Source organism: Comamonas sp. NLF-1-9, assembly GCF_019195435.1.
In the GTDB taxonomy this organism is placed as follows: domain Bacteria; phylum Pseudomonadota; class Gammaproteobacteria; order Burkholderiales; family Burkholderiaceae_C; genus Comamonas_C.
Genome location: NZ_CP078069.1, coordinates 1,764,820 through 1,786,797 on the forward strand (window position 1 = coordinate 1,764,820; position 21,978 = coordinate 1,786,797).

A 21,978-nucleotide genomic window follows, 5' to 3' on the forward strand; every position below is an offset into this window, starting at 1 on the left:
TGGGCGTGGCCTGAGGCGCTCTTGCCTTCAGCTCGCGGCGCCGAGCAGCGGCTGCACGCGCGGCAGCGCGGCCAGCGCGTTGCGCGTGCAAGCCTGGGCCAGTTGCCCCGGCTCGATGCCGCGCAGGGCGGCGAGTTCGCGCGCAATGCGCGGCAGCTCGGCCGGGCTGTTGCGCCCCTGGGCGGCGCCGGCGTCGCGCTCGGCCCGGCTGCGGTAGAGCCACTGCGGCGGAATGTCGGGCGCATCGGTCTCCAGCACCAGCGCGTCCAGCGGCAGCTCTGCGGCCAGGCGGCGCAGATGGCGCGCGCGCTCGAAGGTCAGCGCGCCGCCAAAGCCCAGCTTGAAGCCCATGTCGATGAAGATCTGTGCCTGCTGCGCGCTGCCGTTGAAGGCGTGCGCAATGCCGCCCGCGACCGGCAATTCGCGCAGCGCCTTGAGCACGCGGTCCACGCTCTTGCGCACATGCAGCAGCACCGGCAGCGCAAACTCGTGCGCCAGCCGCAGCTGGGCGCGCAGCAGCTGCTCCTGGTGCTCGGCGTCGAGCTCGGGCACGAAGTAGTCCAGACCGATCTCACCGATTGCGACCAGGTGCGCGTCGTCCGCATGCTTGCGCAGCGCTGCGGCAAGCGCCTCGGCGCCCGCAGCGCCCGCCCCGGGCGTGCACAGCGGGTGTATGCCCAGCGCATAGCTGTCGCCCCAGCCCTGCGCCAGCGCGCGCACCGCCTCCCAGTTGCCGCGGTCCACCGCCGGAATCACGCAATGCGCCACCCCGGCCGAGCGCGCCGCCGCGCGCATGGCGTCGCGGTCGGGCGCGAACTCAGGCGCGTCCAGATGGCAGTGGGTGTCGATGAAGACGCTCACACCCGCCCGAGCACCGGCAGCAGCGCGCCATGCACCGCGCGTGCCGCGTCGGAGGCGAGAAAGCCGATCACCTCGGCCAGCGCCTCGGGCGCAACCCAGCGCGAGAAATCGGCATCGGGCATGGCGCTGCGGTTGGGCGGCGTGTCGATGATCGAGGGCAGCACCGCGTTGACGTTGATGCCCTCGTCGCGCAGCTCCGCCGACATCGACTCCACCAGCCGCATCAGCGCGCTCTTGGACGCGGCATAGGCACCGACCGCCGCGCCGCCCTTGAGCCCGCCGGCCGCGCCCACGGCGACGATGCTGCCGCGCCCCTGACTGCGCATCTGCGGCACCACCGCCTCCGCGATGTGGATGAAGCTGCGCGCGTTCAGGTCCATCATGAAGTCCCAGACCTTGGCGGGCGTCTCGTGCACCGGCTCGCCCATGTGAAAGCCGCCCGCCAGATGGCACAAGACGTCGATGCGCTGCACGCGCGCAAGCGCTGCGGCGACGGCCTCGTGCACCGCCTGGGGCGCGAGCAGATCGACCGGCACCAGCAGCGCGTCGCTCAGCGCACCGTAGCGCCGCTGCAGCTCTTCCTGATTGCGGTCCAGCAACACCAGGCGCGCACCGCGCTGCCCGAACCATGCGGCCAGCGCAGCGCCCAGATGGCCTGCGGCGCCGGTGATGCACACCGTGCTTGTGTTCTTGTCCATGAGAAAACTCCGAATGCGATGCGGCCATCATAAAAGCGACCGCCGCGGCGCGTTTGTCCGCTACGCTTGCGTTTTCTGGCAACCCAACCCGAGGAAACCCGATGAGCGCCGCGCTGAACACCACCGACTACAAGCAACTGACCACCGCCATCACCGGCAACATGCGCAAGCTCAAGGCGGGCGTGCCCGATGTCATCGCCGGCTTCAACGCCATGGGCAAGGCGGCGCTCGCCCCGGGCGTGCTGGACGCCAAGACCAAGGAGCTGATTGCGCTGGCCATCGGCGTGGCGGCGCGCTGCGACGGCTGCCTGGGTTTTCACACCCAGGCGCTGGCCCGCCTGGGCGCGACGCGCGAAGAAGTCAACGAAATGCTGGGCGTGGCGGTCTACATGGGCGGCGGCCCTTCGCTCATGTATGCGGCCAACGCCGTCGCCGCGTTTGACGAAGCCCTCGGAGCCCAAGCCCAATGAAGCGCATGCAACGCCGCCAGTTCACCCTGGGCGCCGCCGCGCTGGCCGGCGCCGCCGCCCTGCCCCATGCCCTGGCCCGGCAAGGCAGCAATTGGCCGAGCAAACCGATACGCCTGCTGGTGGGCTTTCCGGGCGGCTCCACGCCCGACATGGTGGCGCGCGACATCGCCGAGCCGCTGGCCGCGCTGCTCGGCCAGCCGGTGGTGGTGGAAAACAAGCCCGGCGCCAGCGGCAACATCGCCACCGGCCAGGTGGCCAAGGCCACGGACGGGCATACGCTGGGCATCGTCATCAACGGCAACCTCACCTCCTCGCCGCTGCTGTACTCCTCGCTGCCCTACGACGCGGCGCGCGACTTCTGCCTGCTCAGCCTGCTGAGCACCGCGCCACTCATCCTGGTCACGCCCGCAAGCCTGCCCGAAGGCCAGGCCTTCTTCGCCGAAGCCGCGCGCCAGGGCGACCGCTGGAACTACGGCTCAGTCGGCGCGGGCTCGGTCGCGCACCTGGGCATGGAGCTGCTCAAGCAGCGCGTGAGCGGCCTGGAGCCGGTGCACGTGCCCTACAGCGGCAACCCTGCGGTGGTCACCGCATTGATCACCGGCGAGGTGCAGATGGCGCTGGTGCCCCCGGGCCTGGCCATGCCCCAAGTCAAGGCCGGCAAGCTGCATGCAGTGGGCGTGACCAGCGCGGGGCGCAGCACGCTGGTGCCAGAGCTCGAACCGCTGAGCGCGCTGGGCGTGAAGGACTTCAACCTCGAGGTCTGGACCGCGCTGGTCGGCCCGGCCAGCCTGCCGGCCGCCGTGCAGGCGCGCCTGGCCAGCGCGGTCACCGACATCCTGAAGAGTGCGCCGGTGCGCCAGCAACTGCTGCAGCAGGGCTGGCAGGCGGTGGGCACCTCGCCCGAAGGCCTGGCCCTGCGCGTGCGCCAGGAGAGCGCGCTGCTGGGCGGCATCATCAAGGCCCAGGGCATACGGCTGAACTGAGGGCGCGGCGTCTCAGGCGCGGCCGACCTCGATGCTGTACAGCCCCCAGGGGCAGGCGGCAAAGCGCTCGGCCAGCGGCTTGTCCTTGAACTCGGCCAGCTGGTCGGCGTCGTACACCGCCCACTGCGGGCCCAGGCCACCGAGCGCCAGCGGCTTGCCGTCCATCTCCAGCGCCACCAGCATGTTCCACTGGCGCACCTGCTGCAGGCTCACGTTGGCGCGGTAGCCGTCGACCGCGCGCAGGCCCAGTTGCACGCCTTCGGCGTCGCGCACGCCGGCGACCATCAGCACGTCGCTCAGGCGCGGGCCCAGCAGCGTGTGCTTCTTGCCGTCGTACTCCAGGGTGGTGCGGATCGACTGCGCCGCCAGCTTGCGCAGCGCCAGCGCGTCGAACGACCACGCGCGCTGAAACTGCACGCCGTGCTTGAACATCATCTGGTCCATCACCGGATCCAGCGGCCCGCGGTTGGAGCGGGCGATCTCGCCGCTGACCGTGAGCAGCGTGGGGTTGGCCGGCGTCGTGCCCGGCGCCGGTGCGGCCCGGCCGGCCAGCGGCAACAGCGCACCGGTCGCGGCGGCCGCAAGAAAACCACGTTTTTGCATGAGCAACTCCTTTCTTCCAACAGAGCAGACAGCGGGCGCGGCGGCACAAGCCTCAGGCGAGCACGCCGCCCGTCAGGCGCAGCATGCGGTCGCACTGGCGCGCGAGCTGCTCGTCGTGCGTCACCAGCACGAAGGCCGTGCCCCGTTCGCGCGCCAGGCGCAGCATCAGGTCAAACACGCTCTGCGCGGTGCTGCGGTCCAGGTTGCCCGTGGGCTCGTCGGCCAGCACGCAGGCCGGGCGCGTGACCAGCGCGCGCGCAATCGCCACGCGCTGGCGCTCGCCGCCCGAAAGCTCGGCCGGGCGGTGCGCCAGGCGCGCGCCCAGGCCCACCTGGGCGAGCATCTCGGCCGCAAGCGCCTGGCATTCCGGTGCGGGCAAGCGGCGTATCGACAGCGGCATGGCGACGTTTTCCTGCGCGCTGAACTCGGGCAGCAGATGATGAAACTGGTAGATGAAGCCCAGCTCGGCATTGCGCAGCCGGCCGAGCGCCGCCGGCGACATGCGGGCCAGCGCCTGGCCCTTGAGCGCCACGCTGCCCTCGCTGGGCGCGTCCAGGCCGCCCAGCAGGTGCAAGAGCGTGCTCTTGCCCGAGCCCGAAGCGCCGACGATGGCCAGGGTCTCGCCCGCGCGCACGGCCAGGTCCACGCCCGAGAGCACCTGCACATCGAGCGGCCCTTCGCTGTAGCGCTTGGCCAGGCCGCTGGCCTCAAGTACCGCTTCACTCATAACGCAGTGCCTGTGCGGGGTTGACGCGGCTGGCGCGCCAGCTCGGGTAGAGCGTGGCGGCAAAGGCCAGCAGCAGGGAGATGATGCCGATCGGCGCGATGTCGCTCGCCTGCGGGTCGCTGGGCATGCGGCTGATCAGGTAGATGTCCTTGGGCAGAAAGCTCACGCCCAGCAGGTGCTCTATGGCCGGCACGATCACGTCGATGTTGAAGGCCACGAGCAGCCCCAGCAGCAGCCCCGCGAGCGTCCCTATCACGCCCACCGCCGCGCCCTGCACCACGAACACGCCCATGATGCTCGCGGGGCTCGCGCCCAGGGTGCGCAGGATGGCGATGTCGGCGCGCTTGTCCTGCACCGTCATCACCAGCGTGCTGACCAGGTTGAACGCGGCCACCGCGACGATGAGCGTGAGGATGATGAACATCATGCGCTTTTCGACCTGCACCGCGGCAAACCAGGTGCGGTTCTGCTGCGTCCAGTCGCGCAGTAGCAGATTGCCCGAGAGCGTGCCCGCGAGCTGCTGCGTGACGCGCGGCGCCTCATGCAGATTTCGTAGCTTGACACGCACGCCGGTCGGGCCTTCGAGCCGGAAAATGCGCTCGGCGTCCTCATGGTGCAACAGCACCAGCGCGGAGTCGTATTCGTAGTGGCCCGAGTGGAACATGCCCGAGACCGTCATCTGCTTGAGCCGCGGCACCACGCCCGCGGGCGTGACCTGGCCGCTCGGGGCCACCAGCGTCACCTTGTCGCCCACGCGCACGCCCAGGGCTTTGGCCAGGTCTGAACCGAGCACGACATTGAAGCTGCCCGGCGCCAGGGTATCGACGGCGCGCCGGTTGGCGTCTTGCAGCTCGGTCACCTGGCCCTCCTGCGCCGGGTCTATGCCGCGCACCAGCACGCCCTTCATGTCCTCGCCGCGCGCCAGCAGCGCCTGGGCCGAGACGAAGGGCGCGGCGCCCACCACCTCGGGGTTGGCGCGCACCTCGGCCAGGGTGCGGTTCAGATCGGGCAGCGCCGCGCCGCCGGGCGCGAACACCTCGATGTGCGCGACCACGCTGAGCATGCGGTCGCGCACCTCTTTCTGGAAGCCGTTCATCACCGACAGCACGATGATCAGCGCCGCCACCCCCAGCGCAATGCCCAGCATGGACACGCCCGAGATGAAGGAGATGAAGCCATTGCGCCGCGTGGCACGGCCGGCGCGCGTGTAGCGCCAGCCCAGCGCCAGTTCAAAGGGAATTTGCATGGTAGGAGCACAGCCACCCTGAGCGGGTGGGGGCGATTGTGGCATCCCGGACAATAGGCGCCATGCCCCCAGCGCGCCATTTACTGATTCCCATGGCCGCAGCCGATCTGCCCGGCTGCACCCAGGCACTGCAAAGCCTGCGCCTGCCCAGGCTGGAGCGCCTGCTCGCGCGCCTGAGCCTGCACGGCGCCGACACCGGCCGCGAAACCGACTACGAGCCGCCGCACGAACGCGCCCTGGCCCGCGCCCTGGGCCTGCCCGCGCCGGCCACGCCCTGGGCCGCCTGGCAGACCCGCAGCGTGGGCGAGCCCTGCGCCTGGGTCAGCCCCTGCCACTGGCAGATCGGCGCCGACCACGTGGTGCTGCTGCCGCCCGAGCACCTGGGCCTGAGCGCCGAGGACGGCCGGGCGCTGGTAGACATCCTCGGCCCCTGGCTGGCGCAGGACGGCATGACGCTCAGCTACCACGAGCCCACGCGTTGGCTGGTGCAAGACCCGCTGTTTGCCGAGCTGCAGTGCGCGCCGCTGCAGCGCGTGGTCGGGCGCGACGTGCGCCCCTGGCTGCCGCGCGGTCCCCAGTCCACCCGTCTGCAACGCCTGCACAGCGAGCTGCAGATGCTGCTCTACACCCACCCCTGGAGCGAGGCGCGCGCCGCCCGTGGCCTGCCGGCGGTGAACGCGCTGTGGTTCCATGGCGCAGGCGTGCTCGCCCGGCTGCCCGAAGCCCGGCCCGAGCCGCAGATGCCCATGGCGCTGCTGCAGGCCGCGCAGCGCCAGGACTGGGCCGCCTGGGCCGCCGCCTGGCAGCGGCTGGACGCCAGCGAAGTGGCAACGCTGGCGCAAGAGCTGGCCGGCGGCGCGGCGGTGGAGCTCACGCTGTGCGGCGAGCGCAGCAGCCTGCACTTCAGCAATGCGCACCGCAGCCTGGGCAACAAGATTACAAGCATTTTCCGGCGCAAACGCTTGTCCGACCTGCGCGAGCAGCTATGAACATAGTAGTGCGCGACGTACCGCCCCGCACCGCCTGGGCGCTGGAACAGGCGGGCGTGCACCCGCTGCTCGCGCGCCTGTACGCCGCGCGCGGCGTACGCAGCGCGCAGGAGCTGGACGGCGCGCTCTCCCAACTGCTGCCGCCCGCCAGCTTGCACGGCGCCGCTCAGGCCGCGGCGCTCCTGGCCGACGCCATCGCGCGCCAGGCGCGCATCTGCATCGTCGCCGACTACGACTGCGACGGCGCCACCGCCTGCGCCGTCGGCCTGCGCGGCCTGCGCCTGCTGGGCGCGCAGCAGGTGCACTACCTCGTGCCCAACCGCGTGGTCGACGGCTACGGCCTGACCGCACCGATCGCCGAGCGCGTGGCCGCCACCGGGGCCGAGCTGCTCATCACCGTGGACAACGGCATCGCCAGCGTGCAGGGCGTGCAGCGTGCGCGCGAACTCGGCCTGCAAGTCGTCGTCACCGACCACCATCTGCCGGGCAGCGAACTGCCGGCGGCGCACGCCATCGTCAACCCCAACCAGCCCGGCTGCGGCTTTGCCAGCAAAAGCCTGGCCGGCGTGGGCGTGATGTTCTACGTTTTGATGGCGCTGCGCGCCGAACTGCGCGCGCGCGGCCGCTTCGACGCCGCGAACCAACCCCGCCTGGAGCCGCTGCTGCCGCTGGTCGCGCTGGGCACCGTGGCCGACGTGGTGCCGCTGGACGCGAACAACCGCCGCCTGGTAGCCCAAGGCCTCAAGCGCGTGCGCGCCGGGCAGATGCCACCGGGCATGGCCGCGCTCTTTGCCGCCGCCGGGCGCAGGGCGGCGCAGGCCAGCAGCTTTGACTTCGGCTTTGCGCTGGGCCCGCGCATCAACGCCGCCGGGCGCCTGGCGGACATGACCCTGGGCATAGAGTGCCTGGCCACCGACGACGCCGGCCGCGCGCAGGAGCTTGCGCGCCAGCTCGACGCCATCAACCGCGAACGCCGCGAGATCGAAGGCGGCATGCGCGATCAGGCGCTGGCCGCCATCGACGCGCAACTGGACGCGGCCTGCGACCCGCCCCCCGCCATGGCGGTGTTCGACGAGAGCTTTCACGAAGGCGTGGTCGGCATCGTCGCCTCGCGCATCAAGGACAGGCTGCACCGGCCGACCTTCGTCTTCGCCGCCAGCGGCGCACCGGGCCACGCGCATGAGCTCAAGGGCTCGGGGCGCTCCATCCCCGGCTTTCACCTGCGCGATGCGCTGGACCTCATCGCCAAGCGCCACCCCGGCGTGCTGCTGCGCTTTGGCGGCCACGCCATGGCCGCCGGCTGCACCATAGAGCAGGCCCAGTTGGCCACCTTCGAGCAGGCCTTTGCCCAGGTAGCCAGCGAATGGCTGGACCCCGCCACGCTCACCCGCTGCCTGGAAACCGACGGCCCGCTGCAGCCCGAATACCTGCGCACCGACCTGGTGGAGCTGCTCGCCCTCGAAGTCTGGGGCCAGGGCTTTGCCGCCCCGACCTTCAGCGACCGCGTCCAGGTGCTCAGCCAGCGCCTGGTGGGCGAGGCGCACAACCACCTGCAGCTCAAGCTGCGCTACCTGGGCCAGGAGCTGGACGCGATCTGGTTTTCTCGCACCGAACCGCTGCCCGAGCAGGCGCTGCTCGCCTTTCGCCTGGACGTGAACGAATGGCGCGGGCAGCGCAAGCTGCAGTTGCTGGTCGAAGGCATGGATGAGAGAGCTTGAGCTGCGGGCGGGCCCCCGGCGCAGGGCGCCGCCTTGCGCAGGCTGGACACGCAGCGCCCCATGCCCAGCCTCCTCCTAAAATGGCCTGCATGTCCTTTCTGCCCCGCGCCGACCTGCACTGCCACTCCACCATCTCCGACGGCACCCTCAGTCCCGAAGATGTCGCCGCGCGCGCGCACGCCAACGGGGTCACGCTCTGGGCGCTGACCGACCACGACGAGGTCGCCGGCCAGCAGCGCGCCGCCGCGAAGGCCGCGGCGCTGGGCATGGACTATCTGACCGGCGTGGAAATCTCGGTCACCTTTGCCGACACCACGGTACACATCGTCGGTCTGGGCTTCGACCCCGAGGACGCGCCACTCGCGCAAGGCCTGGCCGCCACGCGCGGCGGGCGCGATGCGCGCGGGCGCGAGATGGCCGAGCAACTGGCCAAGGCAGGCATTGCGGGCGCCTACGAGGGCGCGATGCGCTATGCGGGCAACCCGGCGCTGCTGGCGCGCCCGCACTTTGCGCGCTACATCGTCGAGCTAGGCATCTGCAACGAGGTGAGCGAGGTGTTTCGCAAATACCTCACCGAAGGCAAGCCCGGCTACGTGCCGCACCGCTGGGCGCGCCTGGGCGATGCGGTGCGCTGGATCACGCAGGCGGGCGGCATGGCGGTGATTGCCCACCCCGGGCGCTACCGCTTCACGCCCAATGAGGAATACGCGCTGTTCACCGAATTCATGGCGCACGGCGGGCAAGCGGTGGAAGTGGTTACGGGTAGCCACACCCGGGCCGAATACGCTACCTACGCAAAGATGGCGCTGGAGTTCGGGCTTTATGCCTCCACCGGCAGCGACTTTCACAGCCCGGCCGAATCGCACGCCGACCTGGGCGCGCTGCCGCCGCTGCCCGAGGAGCTGAGCCCCGTGTGGCAACCGCTGGCCGAGCGCATCCGGCGCGCGCATTGAACCGCCAGAAATCCGCCCAGAAAGCTGCACATGGCCCAATACTTCGAGGTCCACCCCGACAATCCCCAGCCGCGCCTGCTCAAGCAGGCTGCGGCGCTACTGGCCGATGGCGGCATCCTGGCCGTGCCCACCGATTCGAGCTACGCGCTGGTGTGCCAGCTCGACGACAAGGCCGCGGCCGACCGCCTGCGCCGCATCCGCCAGGTCGATGAAAAACACCATCTCACGCTCTTGTGCCGCGACCTGTCCGAGCTCAGCAGCTACGCGCATGTGGACAACCGTCAGTACCGCCTGCTCAAGCTCGCCACGCCCGGCCCCTACACCTTCATCCTCGACGCGACCAAGGAAGTGCCTCGGCGCCTGAGCCATCCGCAGAGAAAGACCATCGGCCTGCGCGTGCCCACGCGCAGCACCACGCTGATGCTGCTGGAGCTGCACGGCGCGCCGCTGCTCTCGACCACGCTGATACCGCCGGGCGAGAGCGAGCCGCTGAACGACCCCGAAGAAATCCGCGAGCACTTCGAAAAGCTGATCGACGGCATCGTCGATGCCGGTGCCTGCCCGCTGCAGCCGACCACGGTGCTCGACCTCACGCCCATGGGCACAGGAGGCGCGGCCGTCGTGCTGCGCGAAGGCGCGGGATCGCTCGCTGCGCTGGGCCTGTAGCGCCGCCCGCGCCGCTACAGCGGCAGCACGTGCGTGCGCTTGATTTCCTTGAGCACGAAATTGGTTGAAATCTCGCGCACGCCGGGCAGCGAGCGCAGCGTGCTGCGCACATAGTCGGAAAACGCCTGCAAGTCGGGGGCGAGCACCTCGAGCTGGTAATCAAAGCGCCCCGACAGGTTGTGGCAGGCCAGCACCTGGGGCGCGGCGGCGATCTCGCGCTCGAAGGCCGCCATCGTGGCCGGGGTGTGCTCCTGCAGGGTCAGGTGCACGAAGCCAAGCACGCCATAGCCCACCGCCTCGCGGTTCAGATGGGCGTGGTAGCCCTCGATGACGCCATCGCTCTCCAACTGACGCACGCGCCGCCAGCACGGCGAGGTGGACAGCGATACCGCCTCGGCCAGCTCGCCTACCGTGGCGCGGCCGTTGCGCTGCAGTTGCTGCAGCAGCTCTCTGTCTACCGCATCCAGGTTGATTTTGCTCATTACCCCGCCACCAAAAGGCAAACCATTGCCGCAATTGTCTTGCAACACGAACAATCAGGTGCATTTTGCCCGGCGAATGCGCGAACAATGGCTGTCACTACAGTCCCACGGAGACCTCGCCATGTCCGCAGTCAACAGCAACGCCGGTTTTTCCACCCGCGCCATCCATCACGGCTACCGCCCGGCCGACAACCAGGGCGCGCTGGTGCCGCCGATCCACACCTCGGCCACCTGGGTGTTCCCGGACACCGCCTACGGCGGGCGCTGCTTTGCCGGCGAGGAGCAGGGCTACATTTACACGCGCATCTCCAACCCCACGCTGGCGCTGCTCGAAGCGCGCCTGGCGAGCCTGGAGCAGGGCGTGGGTGCGGTGGTCTTCGGTTCGGGCATGGGGGCGATAACCGCCACGCTCTGGTCTATGCTGGAGCCGGGCGACGAGATCCTGACCGACCAGACGCTCTACGGCTGCACCTTCGCCTTCCTGCACCACGGCATCGGGCATTTCGGCGTGCAGGTGCGCCACGTGGACATGACCGACCCGGCCAAGGTCGCTGCCGCGCTGAGCGAAAAAACCCGCGTGGTCTATCTGGAGTCGCCCGCCAACCCGAACATGCGCCTGGCCGACATCGCCGCGATCGCCGCGCTGGCGCACGCCAAGGGCGCCCGGCTGGTGGTGGACAACACCTATTGCTCGCCCTATCTGCAGCAGCCCCTCGTGCTGGGCGCGGACGTGAGCGTGCATTCCATGACCAAGTACCTGAGCGGCCACGGCGACGTGACCGCCGGCGCGGCCATCTTTGCCGATGCCGAACTGGCGCAGCGCGTGCGCCTGTACGGCCTCAAGGACATGACCGGCGCGGTGATGTCGCCGCAGGACGCGCACCTGGTGATGCGCGGCATGAAGACGCTGGCGCTGCGCATGGACCGGCATTGCGAGAGCGCGCACAAGGTGGCGCGCTTCATCGAAGCCCACCCGGCCACCGCGCAGGTGCACTACCCGGGCCTGGCAAGCTTTCCCCAGCGCGAGCTGGCGCGCCGCCAGATGCGGCAGATGGGCGGCATGATGGCCTTTGAGCTGCACGGCGGCCTGCAGGCGGGCGTGCGCTTCATGGACGCGCTGCAACTCGTCGCCCGCGCGGTCAGCCTGGGCGACGCCGAAAGCCTGGCGCAGCACCCGGCGAGCATGACGCATTCCACCTACACCCCCGAAGAGCGCGCGGCGCACGGCATCTCGGAAGGGCTGGTGCGCCTGTCGGTCGGACTGGAAGATGTCGAGGACATCCTGGCCGACATCGCTCAGGCGCTCGATCGGGTGCATGCGAGCCGTCCGGCGGCGCCGGGGCACGCTCTGCCCGCCCAGGCCGAAACCGCCTGAGCGCAACCCGAGCGCGGCGGCGGGAGACAATTTCGTAGATCACGAATTGGAAGTCTTGCCCCATGTCTACTGCACCGCACTTCTACCCCATAGGCACGCCGGGCCAGCCCTGGGGCCCGGCAGAGATAGCCGCATGGCGCGCGCGCCAGCGGCGCCAGCGCAGCTACGCGGACGAGGTGCTGCGCGCCGTGCTGCGCCCGCGCGCCGGCCTCAGTTGCCTGCCCTATGGCGAAATCGTCCATGGCAACGCGCGCTACCCGGTGCACGCGCTTGCCAGCAGCGACTGGCAGGCGGGCCGCCCCACGCTGCTCGTCACCGGCGGCGTGCACGGTTATGAGACCAGCGGCGTGCGCGGCGCGCTGGCCTTTGCCGACGCGCAGGCACCGCGCTGCGCGGGCCGCGCCAACCTGCTCATCGTGCCCTGCGTCAGCCCCTGGGGCTGGGAGTACATCCAGCGCTGGAACCACGATGCGGTCGATCCCAACCGGTCCTTCCGCGCCAACAGTCCGGCGCAGGAAGCGCGTGCGCTGCAAGCGCTGGTGGCCCGGTACGCAGGCCAGTTCAGCGCTCACATCGACCTGCACGAAACCACCGACAGCGATGAAGCCGAATTCCGCCCGGCGCTGGCCGCACGCGACGGCAAGGCCTTCGAGCCCGGCAGCATCCCCGACGGCTTCTACGTCGTGGACGACACCGAAGCCCCCTGCCCCGAGCTGCAGCAGGCGGTGGTCGCGGCCGTCGCGCGCGTCACGCACATTGCCCCAGCAGATGAACACGGCGAAATCATCAAAAGCCCGGTGGTGGCGCCGGGCGTGATCCGCTACAAGCTGCGCGAATGGGGGCTGTGCGCCAGCGTGAGCGGCGCGCCGCTCACCTGCACCACCGAGGTCTACCCCGACAGCGCGCGCACCAGCCCCGCAGAATGCGTGGCCGCACAGGTGGCGGCGGTGTGCGCGGTGCTTGAATTCATCCTGGCGGCCTAATGCGCCGCCCGCCCTGCCCCGAGGTATTGCCATGACGCCCGACCCCACGCCTTCCCCCGACATCGACCCGCAGGAATCCGCCGAATGGCGCGAGGCGTTCGCCGCGCTGATCGCCACGCAAGGGCCCGAGCGCGCACGCTTCATCCTCGACGAGCTGGTGCGCAGCGCGCACGCGCGGCAGATCGGCTGGCAGCCGGATCTGAACACACCCTACGTCAACACCATCGCCGCGCAGGCGCAGCCGGTCTTCCCCGGCGACCTGGCGGTGGAAGAGCGCCTGGGCTCGCTCATGCGCTGGAACGCGCTGGCCATGGTGGTGCGCGCCAACCAAGCCTATGGGGAACTCGGCGGGCACATCGCCAGCTACGCCAGCGCAGCCGATTTGTTCGAGGTGGGTTTCAACCACTTCTTTCATGCGCGCGAGGGCCTGGGCGCGGGCCAGCACCGCGGCGACCTGGTGTTCTTCCAGCCGCACAGCGCGCCCGGCGTGTACGCGCGCGCCTTTCTCGAAGGCTTCTTGAGCGAGGACGACCTGCTGCACTTTCGCCAGGAGATCACCGCGCCGCAGGAGGGCGCGCGCGGCCTGTGCAGCTATCCGCACCCGTGGTCCATGCCGGACTTCTGGCAGTTTCCCACCGGCTCGATGGGCCTGGGGCCGATCAGCAGCATCTACCACGCACGCTTCATGCATTACCTGAGCGACCGCGGGCTGCTGAACTGCCACGGCAGAAAGGTCTGGGGCGTGTTCGGCGACGGCGAGATGGACGAACCCGAGAGCACCAGCGCGCTCACGCTGGCCGCGCGCGAGCGCCTGGACAACCTGGTGTGGGTGGTCAACTGCAACCTGCAGCGCCTGGACGGCCCGGTGCGCGGCAACGGGCGCATCGTCGACGAGCTGGAGCGCCTGTTCACCGGCAGCGGCTGGAACGTCATCAAGCTGATGTGGGGCAGCGACTGGGACGGGCTGTTCGCGCGCGACGTGACCGGCACGCTGGTGCGCACCCTGGGCGAGACGGTGGACGGCCAGATGCAGACCTTCGCCGCCAAGGACGGGCGCTACAACCGCGAGCACTTCTTCGGCCAGCACCCCGAACTGGCGGCCCTGGCCCAGGGCATGACGGACGAGCAGATTGACCGCCTCAAGCGCGGCGGCCATGACCTGGTGAAAATCCACGCCGCCTACGCGGCTGCCGCCGCGCACAAGGGCCAGCCCACCGTCATCCTGGCGCTGACCAAGAAGGGCTACGGCATGGGCGCGGCGGGCCAGGGCAAGATGACCACGCACAGCCAGAAGAAGCTGGACGAGGCGGCGCTGATCGAGTTTCGCAACCGCTTCAATCTGCCTTTGAGCGACGAGGAAGCGGTGAACCTGCGCTTTCTCAAACCCGCAGACGACAGCCCCGAGATGCGCTACCTGCGCGCGCACCGCGAAAAGCTCGGCGGCCACCTGCCCCGGCGCCAGACGGCGTGCGAGCCGCTGCCCGTGCCACCCATGGACCAGTGGGCCAGATTCGCGCTCAACGCCCAGGGCAAGGAGATGAGCACCACCATGGCCTTCGTGCGCATGCTGGGCGCGCTGCTCAAGGATGCGCAACTTGGCGCGCGCGTCGTTCCCATCGTTGCCGACGAGGCGCGCACCTTCGGCATGGCCAATCTGTTCAAGCAAGTCGGCATCTACAGCGACGTCGGCCAGCGCTACGCGCCCGAGGACATCGGCTCCATCCTGAGCTACCGCGAGGCACGCGACGGCCAGATCCTGGAAGAAGGCATCAGCGAAGCCGGGGCGCTGGCGAGCTGGACGGCGGCGGCCACCAGCTACAGCGTGCATGGCCTGGCGATGCTGCCCTTCTACATCTACTACTCGATGTTCGGCTTTCAGCGCGTGGGCGACCTGATCTGGGCCGCCGCCGACCAGCGCGCGCGCGGCTTTTTGCTCGGCGCCACCAGCGGGCGCACCACGCTCGCGGGCGAGGGCTTGCAGCACCAGGACGGCAGCAGCCACCTGGTGGCCAGCACGGTGCCCAACTGCAAGGCCTACGACCCGGCGTTTGCCGGCGAGCTGGCCGTCATCGTGCACCACGGCATGCAGGAGATGCTGGCCGAGCAGCGCGACGTCTTCTACTACCTCACGCTGATGAACGAGAACTACGCCCAGCCCGACCTGCCCGACGAGGCACACGCGGGCGTGGTGCGTGGATGCTATGTATTCAAGAGCTGCTCGCGCTTGCCCGATGGGCGCGATAGCCCGATTTCATTCAAAAACCAGGCAACGCTCATGGCCTCGGGGGCGATCTTGCCCGAGGCGCTCAAGGCGGCCGAGCTGCTGGCGGGCGAGGGGATAGGCGCCAGCGTGGTCAGCGTCACGAGCTGGAGCGAGCTTGCGCGCGACGGCCGCGCGTGTCTGGAGAGCGGCGCCACGCCCTGGCTTGCGCAGGTGCTGGCGCAAACCCAAGGCCCGATCATCGCCGCCAGCGACTACGTGAGCAGCGTGCCCGAGAGCGTGCGCGCCCACGTCCCCGCCGGGCGCGGCTATCGCACGCTGGGCACCGACGGCTTCGGGCGCAGCGACACGCGCGCGGCGCTGCGCGCGCATTTCGGCGTCGATGCGGCCCACATGGCCGACGCGGTGCGTCAGATGCTCTGAAATTGCTAGCTTCTGGCGCAGTGCCACAAAGGGCTTCCTCACCTTTTTGCATGCATTCGCAACACGGGCAGCAAGCTGGGCAACAGCGCCGCGCCTTGTCACGCCACTGTCACATGGCGCCTGCATCATCGGCCGCGTCAACCACAACGCCTGATGAAGGCCCAAGCTGATGAACGCATCGATCAAGCACCTCTTCCTGAGCGCCCTGCTGTGCGCGGCGGCCACCACCTCGGCCCTCGCGCAGCAGGAAGCCACCGGCGCCGGGGCGAGCTTTCCCGCGCCGCTCTACGCCAAGTGGGCGGCCGACTACCACAAGCAAACCGGCGTCAAGATCAACTACCAGTCGGTCGGCTCGGGCGCCGGGCTGCGCCAGATCGAGGCCAAGACGGTGGACTTCGGCGCCTCGGACGCGCCGCTCACCGACGAGGACTTGAACAAGAAGGGCTTGCTGCAATTTCCCACCGTGATCGGCGGCGTGGTGCCGGTGGTCAACCTCAAGGGCGTCGCGCCCGGGGCGCTGCGCTTGACCGGCCAGGTGCTCGGCGACATCTACCTGGGCAAGATCACGCGCTGGGACGATGCTGCCGTCAAGGCGCTCAACCCCGGCCTCGCCTTGCCCGACGACGCGATCACCGTGGTGCGCCGCGCCGACGGCTCGGGCACCAGCTTCATCTTCACCAACTACCTCTCCAAGGTGAACGCCGACTGGAAGGCCAAGGTCGGCGAGGGCACGGCGGTGAACTGGCCCACGGGCGCGGGCGGCAAGGGCAACGAGGGCGTCGCGGCCTTCGTGGCGCGCCTGCCCAACGCCATCGGTTACGTGGAATATGCCTACGTCAAGCAGAACAAGATGACCTGGGTGAGCATGCAAAATGCCTCCGGCGCCTGGGTGGCGCCGAAAGACGAGGCCTTCAAGGCGGCTGCGGCAGCAGCCGACTGGAGCCGCAGCTTTCACCAGATCCTGACCGACCAGCCGGGCCCGGGCGCATGGCCGCTCACCGGTGCCACCTTCATCCTGATGCACAAGACGCAGGACAAACCGGCGCAGGCCGCCACCGTGCTGCAATTCTTCGACTGGGCCTACCGCCAGGGCGACCCCTCGGCCGCGGCGCTGGACTACGTGCCCATGCCTGATTCCGTCAAGCGCGTGATCGCACGGTCCTGGGGCCAGATCGTCGACGCCGCGGGCAAGGCGATCGCGCTTCCGTGATGCAGCGACTGCCGCGCTTGCAGGCTCTGGCCGATCGCAGCTTCGCCGCCGCCGCACGCGCGGCGGCGCTGCTCACGCTGGCGCTGCTGCTGGGCATCCTGGCCTCGCTCGTGATCGGGGCCTGGCCGGCGATCGAGCGCTACGGCCTGTCCTTTCTGGTGCGCAGCCAGTGGGACCCGGTGGCCGGCGAGTTCGGCGGCCTGGCGATGATCCAGGGCACGCTGGCCACGTCGGCCATCGCGCTGGTGATTGCGGTGCCGGTGAGCTTCGGCATTGCGCTCTTTCTCACCGAGCTCGCTCCCGCCTGGCTCAAGCGGCCGCTGGGCACGGCCATCGAGCTCCTGGCCGCCGTGCCCTCCATCGTCTACGGCATGTGGGGCCTGATGGTCTTCGGCCCGCTGCTGGCCGCCTGGGTGCAGCAGCCGCTGCAAGCGCTGTTCAAGAACCTGCCCGTGCTGGGCGCGCTGGTGGCCGGGCCGCCCGTGGGCATAGGCATTCTGTCGGCCGGCATCATCCTGGCGATCATGATCATCCCCTTCATCGCCTCCGTGATGCGCGACGTGTTCGAGCTCACGCCCACCCTGCTCAAGGAATCGGCCTACGGCCTGGGCGCCACCACCTGGGAGGTGGTCTGGCGCGTGGTGCTGCCCTACACCCGCGTGGGCGTGCTCGGCGGCGTGATGCTGGGCCTGGGCCGTGCGCTGGGCGAGACCATGGCGGTTACCTTCGTGATCGGCAACATGAACCAGGTCCAGTCCTTCTCGCTGTTCGAGGCGGCCAACTCCATCACATCGGCGCTGGCCAACGAATTCGCCGAGGCCGGCGAAGGCCTGCACCAGGCCTCGCTGATCTACCTCGGCCTGGTGCTTTTCTTCATCACCTTCGTCGTGCTGGCGTTCTCAAGGCTGCTGCTCACGCGCCTGCAAAAAGGCGAAGGAGCCCGCGCATGACGAGCCCTGTGAATGCCACCCCGCTGGCGCGCACACGCCAGGCCAGCTACGCGCGCCGGCGCCGCGTCAACCGCATTGCCCTTGGGCTGTCGCTCGCGGCCATGGCCTTTGGTCTGTTCTGGCTCGCCTGGTTGCTGTGGGAAACGCTGCGCCTGGGTCTGGGCGGCCTTTCACTTCCGCTATTCACGCAGATGACGCCGCCGCCGAATGAAGCCGGCGGGCTGGCCAATGCCATCGCGGGCTCGGCGCTGATGGTAGGCCTGGCCACGGCCATCGGCGCGCCGGTGGGCGTGATGGCAGGGGTCTATCTGGCCGAATACGGCGGCAAGGGCTGGCTGGCGCGCACGGTGCGCTTCGTCAACGACATCCTGCTGTCTGCGCCCTCCATCGTGATCGGCCTGTTCGTCTATGCGGTGGTGGTCGCGCGCTTCAAGAGCTTCTCGGGCTGGGCCGGGGTGATGGCGCTGGCGCTGATCGTGATTCCCGTGGTCATCCGCACGACGGAAAACATGCTCGCCCTGGTGCCCGCCGCGCTGCGCGAAGCGGCCTACGCCCTGGGCGCGCCGAAGTGGCAGGTGATTGGCCGCATCACGCTGCGCGCGGCCGCCAGCGGCGTGGTCACCGGCGTGCTGCTGGCGCTGGCGCGCATCGCGGGCGAGACCGCGCCGCTGCTGTTCACCTCGCTGAACAACCAGTTCTGGAGCACCGACTTGTCGCGCCCCACGGCGAGCCTGACGGTGACGATCTTCAAGTTCGCGATGAGCCCTTACGAAAACTGGCAACAGCTCGCCTGGGCGGCGGTGCTCCTGATCACCCTGGCCGTGCTGGCGCTCAACATCCTCGCCCGCGTGCTGACACGCAAGAAATGATTTCCATGCCCGACCTCTCCGCCTCGCCCGCGAAGCCGCCCCACAACGTCAAGCTGGCGGTGCGCAAGCTGCGCTTTCACTACGGCCAATTCGAGGCCCTCAAGGGCATCCACCTGGACGTACCGGAAAAGCAGGTCACCGCCTTCATCGGTCCCTCGGGCTGCGGCAAATCCACGCTCTTGCGCACCTTCAACCGCATGTTCGAGCTCTACCCCGAGCAGCGCGCCAGCGGCCAGGTGCTGCTCGACGGCGAAGACCTGCTCACCAGCCGGCAAGACGTGGCGCTGCTGCGCGCCCGGATCGGCATGGTGTTCCAGAAGCCGACACCGTTTCCCATGTCGATCCACGACAACATCGCCTTCGGCGTGCGGCTGTTCGAGCGGCTGAACGCCGCCGACATGGACGAGCGCGTGGAGTGGGCGCTGCGCAAGGCGGCCCTGTGGGACGAGGTCAAGGACAAGCTCGGCCAGAGCGGCGCGGGTCTGTCGGGCGGGCAGCAGCAACGCCTGTGCATCGCGCGCGCCATCGCAGCGCAACCCGAGGTGCTGCTGCTCGACGAGCCCTGCTCGGCGCTCGACCCGATATCGACGGCCAAGATCGAGGAGCTGATCGCCGAGCTCAAGAACGACTACACCGTGGTCATCGTCACGCACAACATGCAGCAGGCCGCGCGCGTGAGCGACTACACCGCCTACATGTACCTGGGCGAGCTGGTGGAATTCGGCGCCACCGAGCAGATGTTCTTCAAGCCCGAACGCAAGGAAACCGAGGACTACATCACCGGGAGATTCGGATGACCGACAAACACCTTTCCACCCAATTCGACAGCGAACTCAACCAGGTCTCGGCCCGCGTGATGGAGCTCGGCGGCCTGGTGGAGGAGCAGATCCGCCAGGCCATCGTCGCGCTGTCGCAGTTCAGCCTGGAAGCGGCCGGGCAGGTGCAGGCGATCGAGCAACGCGTCAACGCGATGGAAGTGCAGATCGACCACGAGCTGATCACCATCATCGCGCGGCGCCAGCCCACGGCGCGCGACCTGCGCCTGTTGATGGCGTTTTCCAAGGCCATCGCCAACCTCGAGCGCATGGGCGACGAGGCCGAGCGCATGGCGCGCATGGTGCGCTCCATCATCGAAGCCGGTTCGGCGCGCGCGCTGCCCACCAGCGACCTGCGCGTGGCCGCCGATCTGGCCTCGGGGCTGCTGCGCAAGGCGCTGGACGCCTTCGCGCGGCTGGACACGCAGGCGGCGCTGGCGATCCTGAAGGAGGACGACCTGATCGACCGCGAGTTCGATGGTTTCGTGCGCAAGCTCATCACCTACATGATGGAAGACCCGCGCACGATCTCGGCCAGCCTGGACCTGCTCTTTCTCGCCAAGGCGATCGAGCGCATCGGCGACCACTCCAAGAACATTGCCGAGCTGATCATCTACCTGGTGCAGGGCAAGGACGTGCGCCACACCACCTTGCAAGACATCGAGTCGGTGCTGCAATGAAGCCCGCCACGCGCGTCCTGGTGGTCGAAGATGAGCCGGCCATCGCCGAGCTCATCGCCGTGCATCTGCGCCACCACGGCTTCGCGCCCGTGATCGCCGCCGACGGGCTGGCGGCGCGCCGCGCGGTGGACGCGGCCCTGCCCGACGTGATCGTGCTCGACTGGATGCTGCCGGCCGAAGACGGCGCGCAGCTCACGCGCCGCTGGCGCCAGGACGCGCGCACCCGGCTCGTGCCCATCCTGATGCTGACCGCGCGCGGCGACGAGGCCGACCGCATCGCCGGGCTGGAAGCAGGCGCCGACGACTACATCGTCAAGCCCTTCTCCCCCGGCGAGCTGCTGGCGCGCATCCGCGCGGTGCTGCGCCGGCGCGCGCCCGGGCACGCGGGCGAGCCCCTCGTCGTCGGCGCCTTGCATCTGGACGCCAGCACGCACCAGGCAAGCCTGTCGGGCGCGCCGCTCAAGCTTGGCCCGACCGAATTTCGGCTGCTGCAGTACCTGATGGGTCGTCCCGAGCGCGTGCACAGCCGCGCGCAGTTGCTCGACGGCGTATGGGGCGACCACGTGTTCATCGAAGAGCGCACGGTGGACGTGCACGTCAAGCGCCTGCGCGAGGCCCTGGGCGAGGCGGCCGGCATGCTGCAAACCGTGCGCGGCAGCGGCTACCGGCTGACGACAGCATGACCGGGCGCTTTCTGCCTTTCCCCGCACTGCTGGCGCTGGGCGCGCTGCTCGGCGCCTGGCTCGGCGGCCCGTGGGCAGCGCTCATCGCCGTCATGGCGCTGGCCTGTGCCTGGTTTGCGCGCGACGCCTGGCGCGCCGCCCGGGCGCTGGCGTGGCTGCGCCGGGGCGAAGGCGCGCCCGGCATGCAGCCCGGCGGCGCATGGGGCGAAGCGCTCGATCGCGTGCGCCGCCTGCTGCGCGAGAAAGCGCGCGAGCACGCCGCCAGCGAGCAGCGCCTCCAAACCTTCCTCGCCGCGCTGCAAGCCTCGCCCAACGGCGTGCTGCTGCTCGACGCCGGCGGGCACATAGAGTGGTGCAACCAGATGGCGGCGCAGCACTTCGGCCTCGACGCGCAGCGTGACCGGATGCAGTCGATCGCGAACCTGCTGCGCGAGCCGGCCTTCGGCGCCTACCTTGCCGCCGGCGATTTCACGCATGACGTGCTCCTGGACGGGCGCCAGAGCACGCCCGCGCACCCGGTGCGCCTGTCGGTGCGCCTGCACCCCTACGGCGACGGCCAGCGGCTGATGCTCTCGCGCGACATCACCGCACTGGAGCAGGCCGAGGCCATGCGCCGGGACTTCGTCGCCAACGTCTCGCACGAAATCCGCACCCCGCTCACGGTGCTCGCCGGCTTCGTCGAAACCCTGCAAACCCTGCCGCTGCAAGCGGCCGAACGCGATCGATACCTGACCTTGATGGGGCAACAGGCCAGCCGCATGCGCGACCTGGTGCAAGACCTGCTCACGCTCTCGCGCCTGGAGGCGGACACGCCGCCCCCGCCGGACCACTGGACACCCGTGGGGGAGCTGCTGGCGCGCTGCGAGCAGGAAGCGCGCGCCTTGTCGCGCCAACTGCTGCCCGCAGACCAGGCACCGCACCGCTGGCGCTTTCCCGCGCCGGAACAACTGGCCGGCGCCGGCGCCATCGCGGGTGCGCCCAGCGAGCTGCACAGCGCCCTGTCCAATCTCCTGGCCAATGCGGTGCGCCACACGCCGGCGGGCGGCTGTATCGCGATGCGCTGGGAAAGACAGGACGACGGCAGTGCACGCTTGACGGTAAGCGACGACGGCCCGGGCATCGCGCCCGAGCACCTGCAGCGCCTGACCGAGCGCTTCTACCGCGTCGATCGCGAACGCTCGCGCAGCCAAGGCGGCACGGGCCTGGGCCTGGCCATCGTCAAGCACGTGGCGCAGCGCCATGGCGCGCGCCTGGAAATCAGCAGCGTGCCCGGCCGCGGTTCGGAATTCGCGCTGGTGTTTCCCTCGGTTCGCCTGTCCCCCGGAGCGGGCGCGGGATCGTGACCGGCCCCGGGGCACGGGGCCACGTCTGAG

Annotated in this window: 22 protein-coding genes; 16 read left to right on the plus strand and 6 right to left on the minus strand. The window is 69.7% G+C overall.

The window, feature by feature from the left end:
- Positions 1-27 precede the first annotated feature (27 nt).
- A complete protein-coding gene (locus KUD94_RS08490) occupies positions 28-861 on the minus strand; it encodes a TatD family hydrolase (protein WP_218236624.1) in 834 nt (277 codons plus the stop codon).
- On the minus strand, positions 858-1,559 hold the full coding sequence (locus KUD94_RS08495) for an SDR family NAD(P)-dependent oxidoreductase (protein ID WP_218236626.1): 702 nt from the start codon (positions 1,557-1,559) through the stop codon (positions 858-860). The genes KUD94_RS08490 and KUD94_RS08495 overlap by 4 nt, the downstream gene beginning before the upstream one ends.
- A gap of 101 nt (positions 1,560-1,660) precedes the next feature.
- On the opposite strand from KUD94_RS08495, the gene KUD94_RS08500 reads away from it, so the two are divergent.
- Both KUD94_RS08500 and KUD94_RS08505 read left to right on the plus strand, forming a co-directional pair.
- Positions 1,661-2,029 (plus strand): carboxymuconolactone decarboxylase family protein, encoded by a 369-nt coding sequence (locus KUD94_RS08500; protein WP_218236628.1) that lies wholly within the window; start codon positions 1,661-1,663, stop codon positions 2,027-2,029.
- Positions 2,026-3,012, plus strand: a complete 987-nt coding sequence (locus tag KUD94_RS08505) for a Bug family tripartite tricarboxylate transporter substrate binding protein (protein WP_370625857.1) — start codon at positions 2,026-2,028, stop codon at positions 3,010-3,012. The genes KUD94_RS08500 and KUD94_RS08505 overlap by 4 nt, the downstream gene beginning before the upstream one ends.
- A gap of 12 nt (positions 3,013-3,024) precedes the next feature.
- Here the strand turns inward: KUD94_RS08505 and KUD94_RS08510 are convergent, their stop codons facing one another.
- From KUD94_RS08510 to KUD94_RS08520, 3 genes are read right to left on the minus strand one after another with little or no spacing between them, the layout of a single operon-like run.
- Positions 3,025-3,615 (minus strand): molybdopterin-dependent oxidoreductase, encoded by a 591-nt coding sequence (locus tag KUD94_RS08510; RefSeq protein WP_218236630.1) that lies wholly within the window; start codon positions 3,613-3,615, stop codon positions 3,025-3,027.
- Positions 3,616-3,667: 52 nt separating this feature from the next.
- Positions 3,668-4,342, minus strand: coding sequence for a lipoprotein-releasing ABC transporter ATP-binding protein LolD (lolD, locus tag KUD94_RS08515; protein WP_218236631.1), 675 nt, complete (start codon positions 4,340-4,342; stop codon positions 3,668-3,670).
- Entirely contained in the window at positions 4,335-5,588 is a 1,254-nt protein-coding gene (locus KUD94_RS08520; protein ID WP_218236633.1) for a lipoprotein-releasing ABC transporter permease subunit, read from the minus strand. The genes lolD and KUD94_RS08520 overlap by 8 nt, the downstream gene beginning before the upstream one ends.
- Positions 5,589-5,650: 62 nt before the next feature.
- Between KUD94_RS08520 and KUD94_RS08525 the strand changes: the two genes are divergently transcribed.
- The 4 genes from KUD94_RS08525 (at position 5,651) to KUD94_RS08540 (ending at position 9,914) form a co-directional block, all read left to right on the plus strand.
- Complete coding sequence (locus tag KUD94_RS08525) at positions 5,651-6,577, plus strand: phosphoglycerate mutase (protein ID WP_218236634.1); 927 nt, start codon at positions 5,651-5,653, stop codon at positions 6,575-6,577.
- On the plus strand, positions 6,574-8,295 hold the full coding sequence (gene recJ, locus KUD94_RS08530) for a single-stranded-DNA-specific exonuclease RecJ (protein ID WP_218236636.1): 1,722 nt from the start codon (positions 6,574-6,576) through the stop codon (positions 8,293-8,295). The genes KUD94_RS08525 and recJ overlap by 4 nt, the downstream gene beginning before the upstream one ends.
- Before the next feature lie 89 nt (positions 8,296-8,384).
- Complete coding sequence (locus KUD94_RS08535) at positions 8,385-9,248, plus strand: 3',5'-nucleoside bisphosphate phosphatase (protein WP_218236638.1); 864 nt, start codon at positions 8,385-8,387, stop codon at positions 9,246-9,248.
- A 30-nt stretch (positions 9,249-9,278) separates the two neighbouring features.
- On the plus strand, positions 9,279-9,914 hold the full coding sequence (locus tag KUD94_RS08540) for an L-threonylcarbamoyladenylate synthase (RefSeq protein ID WP_218236640.1): 636 nt from the start codon (positions 9,279-9,281) through the stop codon (positions 9,912-9,914).
- A gap of 14 nt (positions 9,915-9,928) precedes the next feature.
- Here the strand turns inward: KUD94_RS08540 and KUD94_RS08545 are convergent, their stop codons facing one another.
- Complete coding sequence (locus KUD94_RS08545) at positions 9,929-10,396, minus strand: Lrp/AsnC family transcriptional regulator (protein WP_218236642.1); 468 nt, start codon at positions 10,394-10,396, stop codon at positions 9,929-9,931.
- Positions 10,397-10,517: 121 nt separating this feature from the next.
- On the opposite strand from KUD94_RS08545, the gene KUD94_RS08550 reads away from it, so the two are divergent.
- The 10 genes from KUD94_RS08550 to phoR all read left to right on the plus strand — a co-directional run bounded on the left by KUD94_RS08550 (position 10,518) and on the right by phoR (position 21,948).
- Positions 10,518-11,771 (plus strand): methionine gamma-lyase, encoded by a 1,254-nt coding sequence (locus KUD94_RS08550; RefSeq protein ID WP_218236643.1) that lies wholly within the window; start codon positions 10,518-10,520, stop codon positions 11,769-11,771.
- Between the two features lie 62 nt (positions 11,772-11,833).
- Positions 11,834-12,754: a M14 family metallocarboxypeptidase gene (locus KUD94_RS08555; RefSeq protein ID WP_218236645.1), complete on the plus strand. Its 921-nt coding sequence runs from the start codon at positions 11,834-11,836 to the stop codon at positions 12,752-12,754.
- 31 nt (positions 12,755-12,785) lie between these two features.
- The gene (gene mdeB, locus KUD94_RS08560; protein ID WP_218236647.1) at positions 12,786-15,398 is read left to right on the plus strand and encodes an alpha-ketoglutarate dehydrogenase; all 2,613 of its coding nucleotides are present in this window, start codon (positions 12,786-12,788) and stop codon (positions 15,396-15,398) included.
- A gap of 169 nt (positions 15,399-15,567) precedes the next feature.
- The gene (pstS, locus tag KUD94_RS08565) at positions 15,568-16,608 is read left to right on the plus strand and encodes a phosphate ABC transporter substrate-binding protein PstS (RefSeq protein ID WP_218236649.1); all 1,041 of its coding nucleotides are present in this window, start codon (positions 15,568-15,570) and stop codon (positions 16,606-16,608) included.
- Entirely contained in the window at positions 16,608-17,558 is a 951-nt protein-coding gene (gene pstC, locus KUD94_RS08570; protein ID WP_218236651.1) for a phosphate ABC transporter permease subunit PstC, read from the plus strand. The genes pstS and pstC overlap by 1 nt, the downstream gene beginning before the upstream one ends.
- The gene (gene pstA, locus KUD94_RS08575; protein ID WP_218236653.1) at positions 17,555-18,427 is read left to right on the plus strand and encodes a phosphate ABC transporter permease PstA; all 873 of its coding nucleotides are present in this window, start codon (positions 17,555-17,557) and stop codon (positions 18,425-18,427) included. The genes pstC and pstA overlap by 4 nt, the downstream gene beginning before the upstream one ends.
- A gap of 5 nt (positions 18,428-18,432) precedes the next feature.
- A complete protein-coding gene (pstB, locus tag KUD94_RS08580; RefSeq protein ID WP_370625858.1) occupies positions 18,433-19,224 on the plus strand; it encodes a phosphate ABC transporter ATP-binding protein PstB in 792 nt (263 codons plus the stop codon).
- Positions 19,221-19,922, plus strand: coding sequence for a phosphate signaling complex protein PhoU (gene phoU / locus KUD94_RS08585; protein ID WP_218236657.1), 702 nt, complete (start codon positions 19,221-19,223; stop codon positions 19,920-19,922). The genes pstB and phoU overlap by 4 nt, the downstream gene beginning before the upstream one ends.
- Entirely contained in the window at positions 19,919-20,605 is a 687-nt protein-coding gene (gene phoB / locus KUD94_RS08590) for a phosphate regulon transcriptional regulator PhoB (protein ID WP_218236659.1), read from the plus strand. The genes phoU and phoB overlap by 4 nt, the downstream gene beginning before the upstream one ends.
- Positions 20,602-21,948 carry a phosphate regulon sensor histidine kinase PhoR gene (gene phoR, locus KUD94_RS08595; protein WP_218236661.1) on the plus strand — a complete coding sequence of 449 codons (1,347 nt, stop codon included), beginning with the start codon at positions 20,602-20,604 and terminating at the stop codon, positions 21,946-21,948. Before phoB ends, phoR begins: the two co-directional genes overlap by 4 nt.
- Positions 21,949-21,978: the final 30 nt, after the last annotated feature.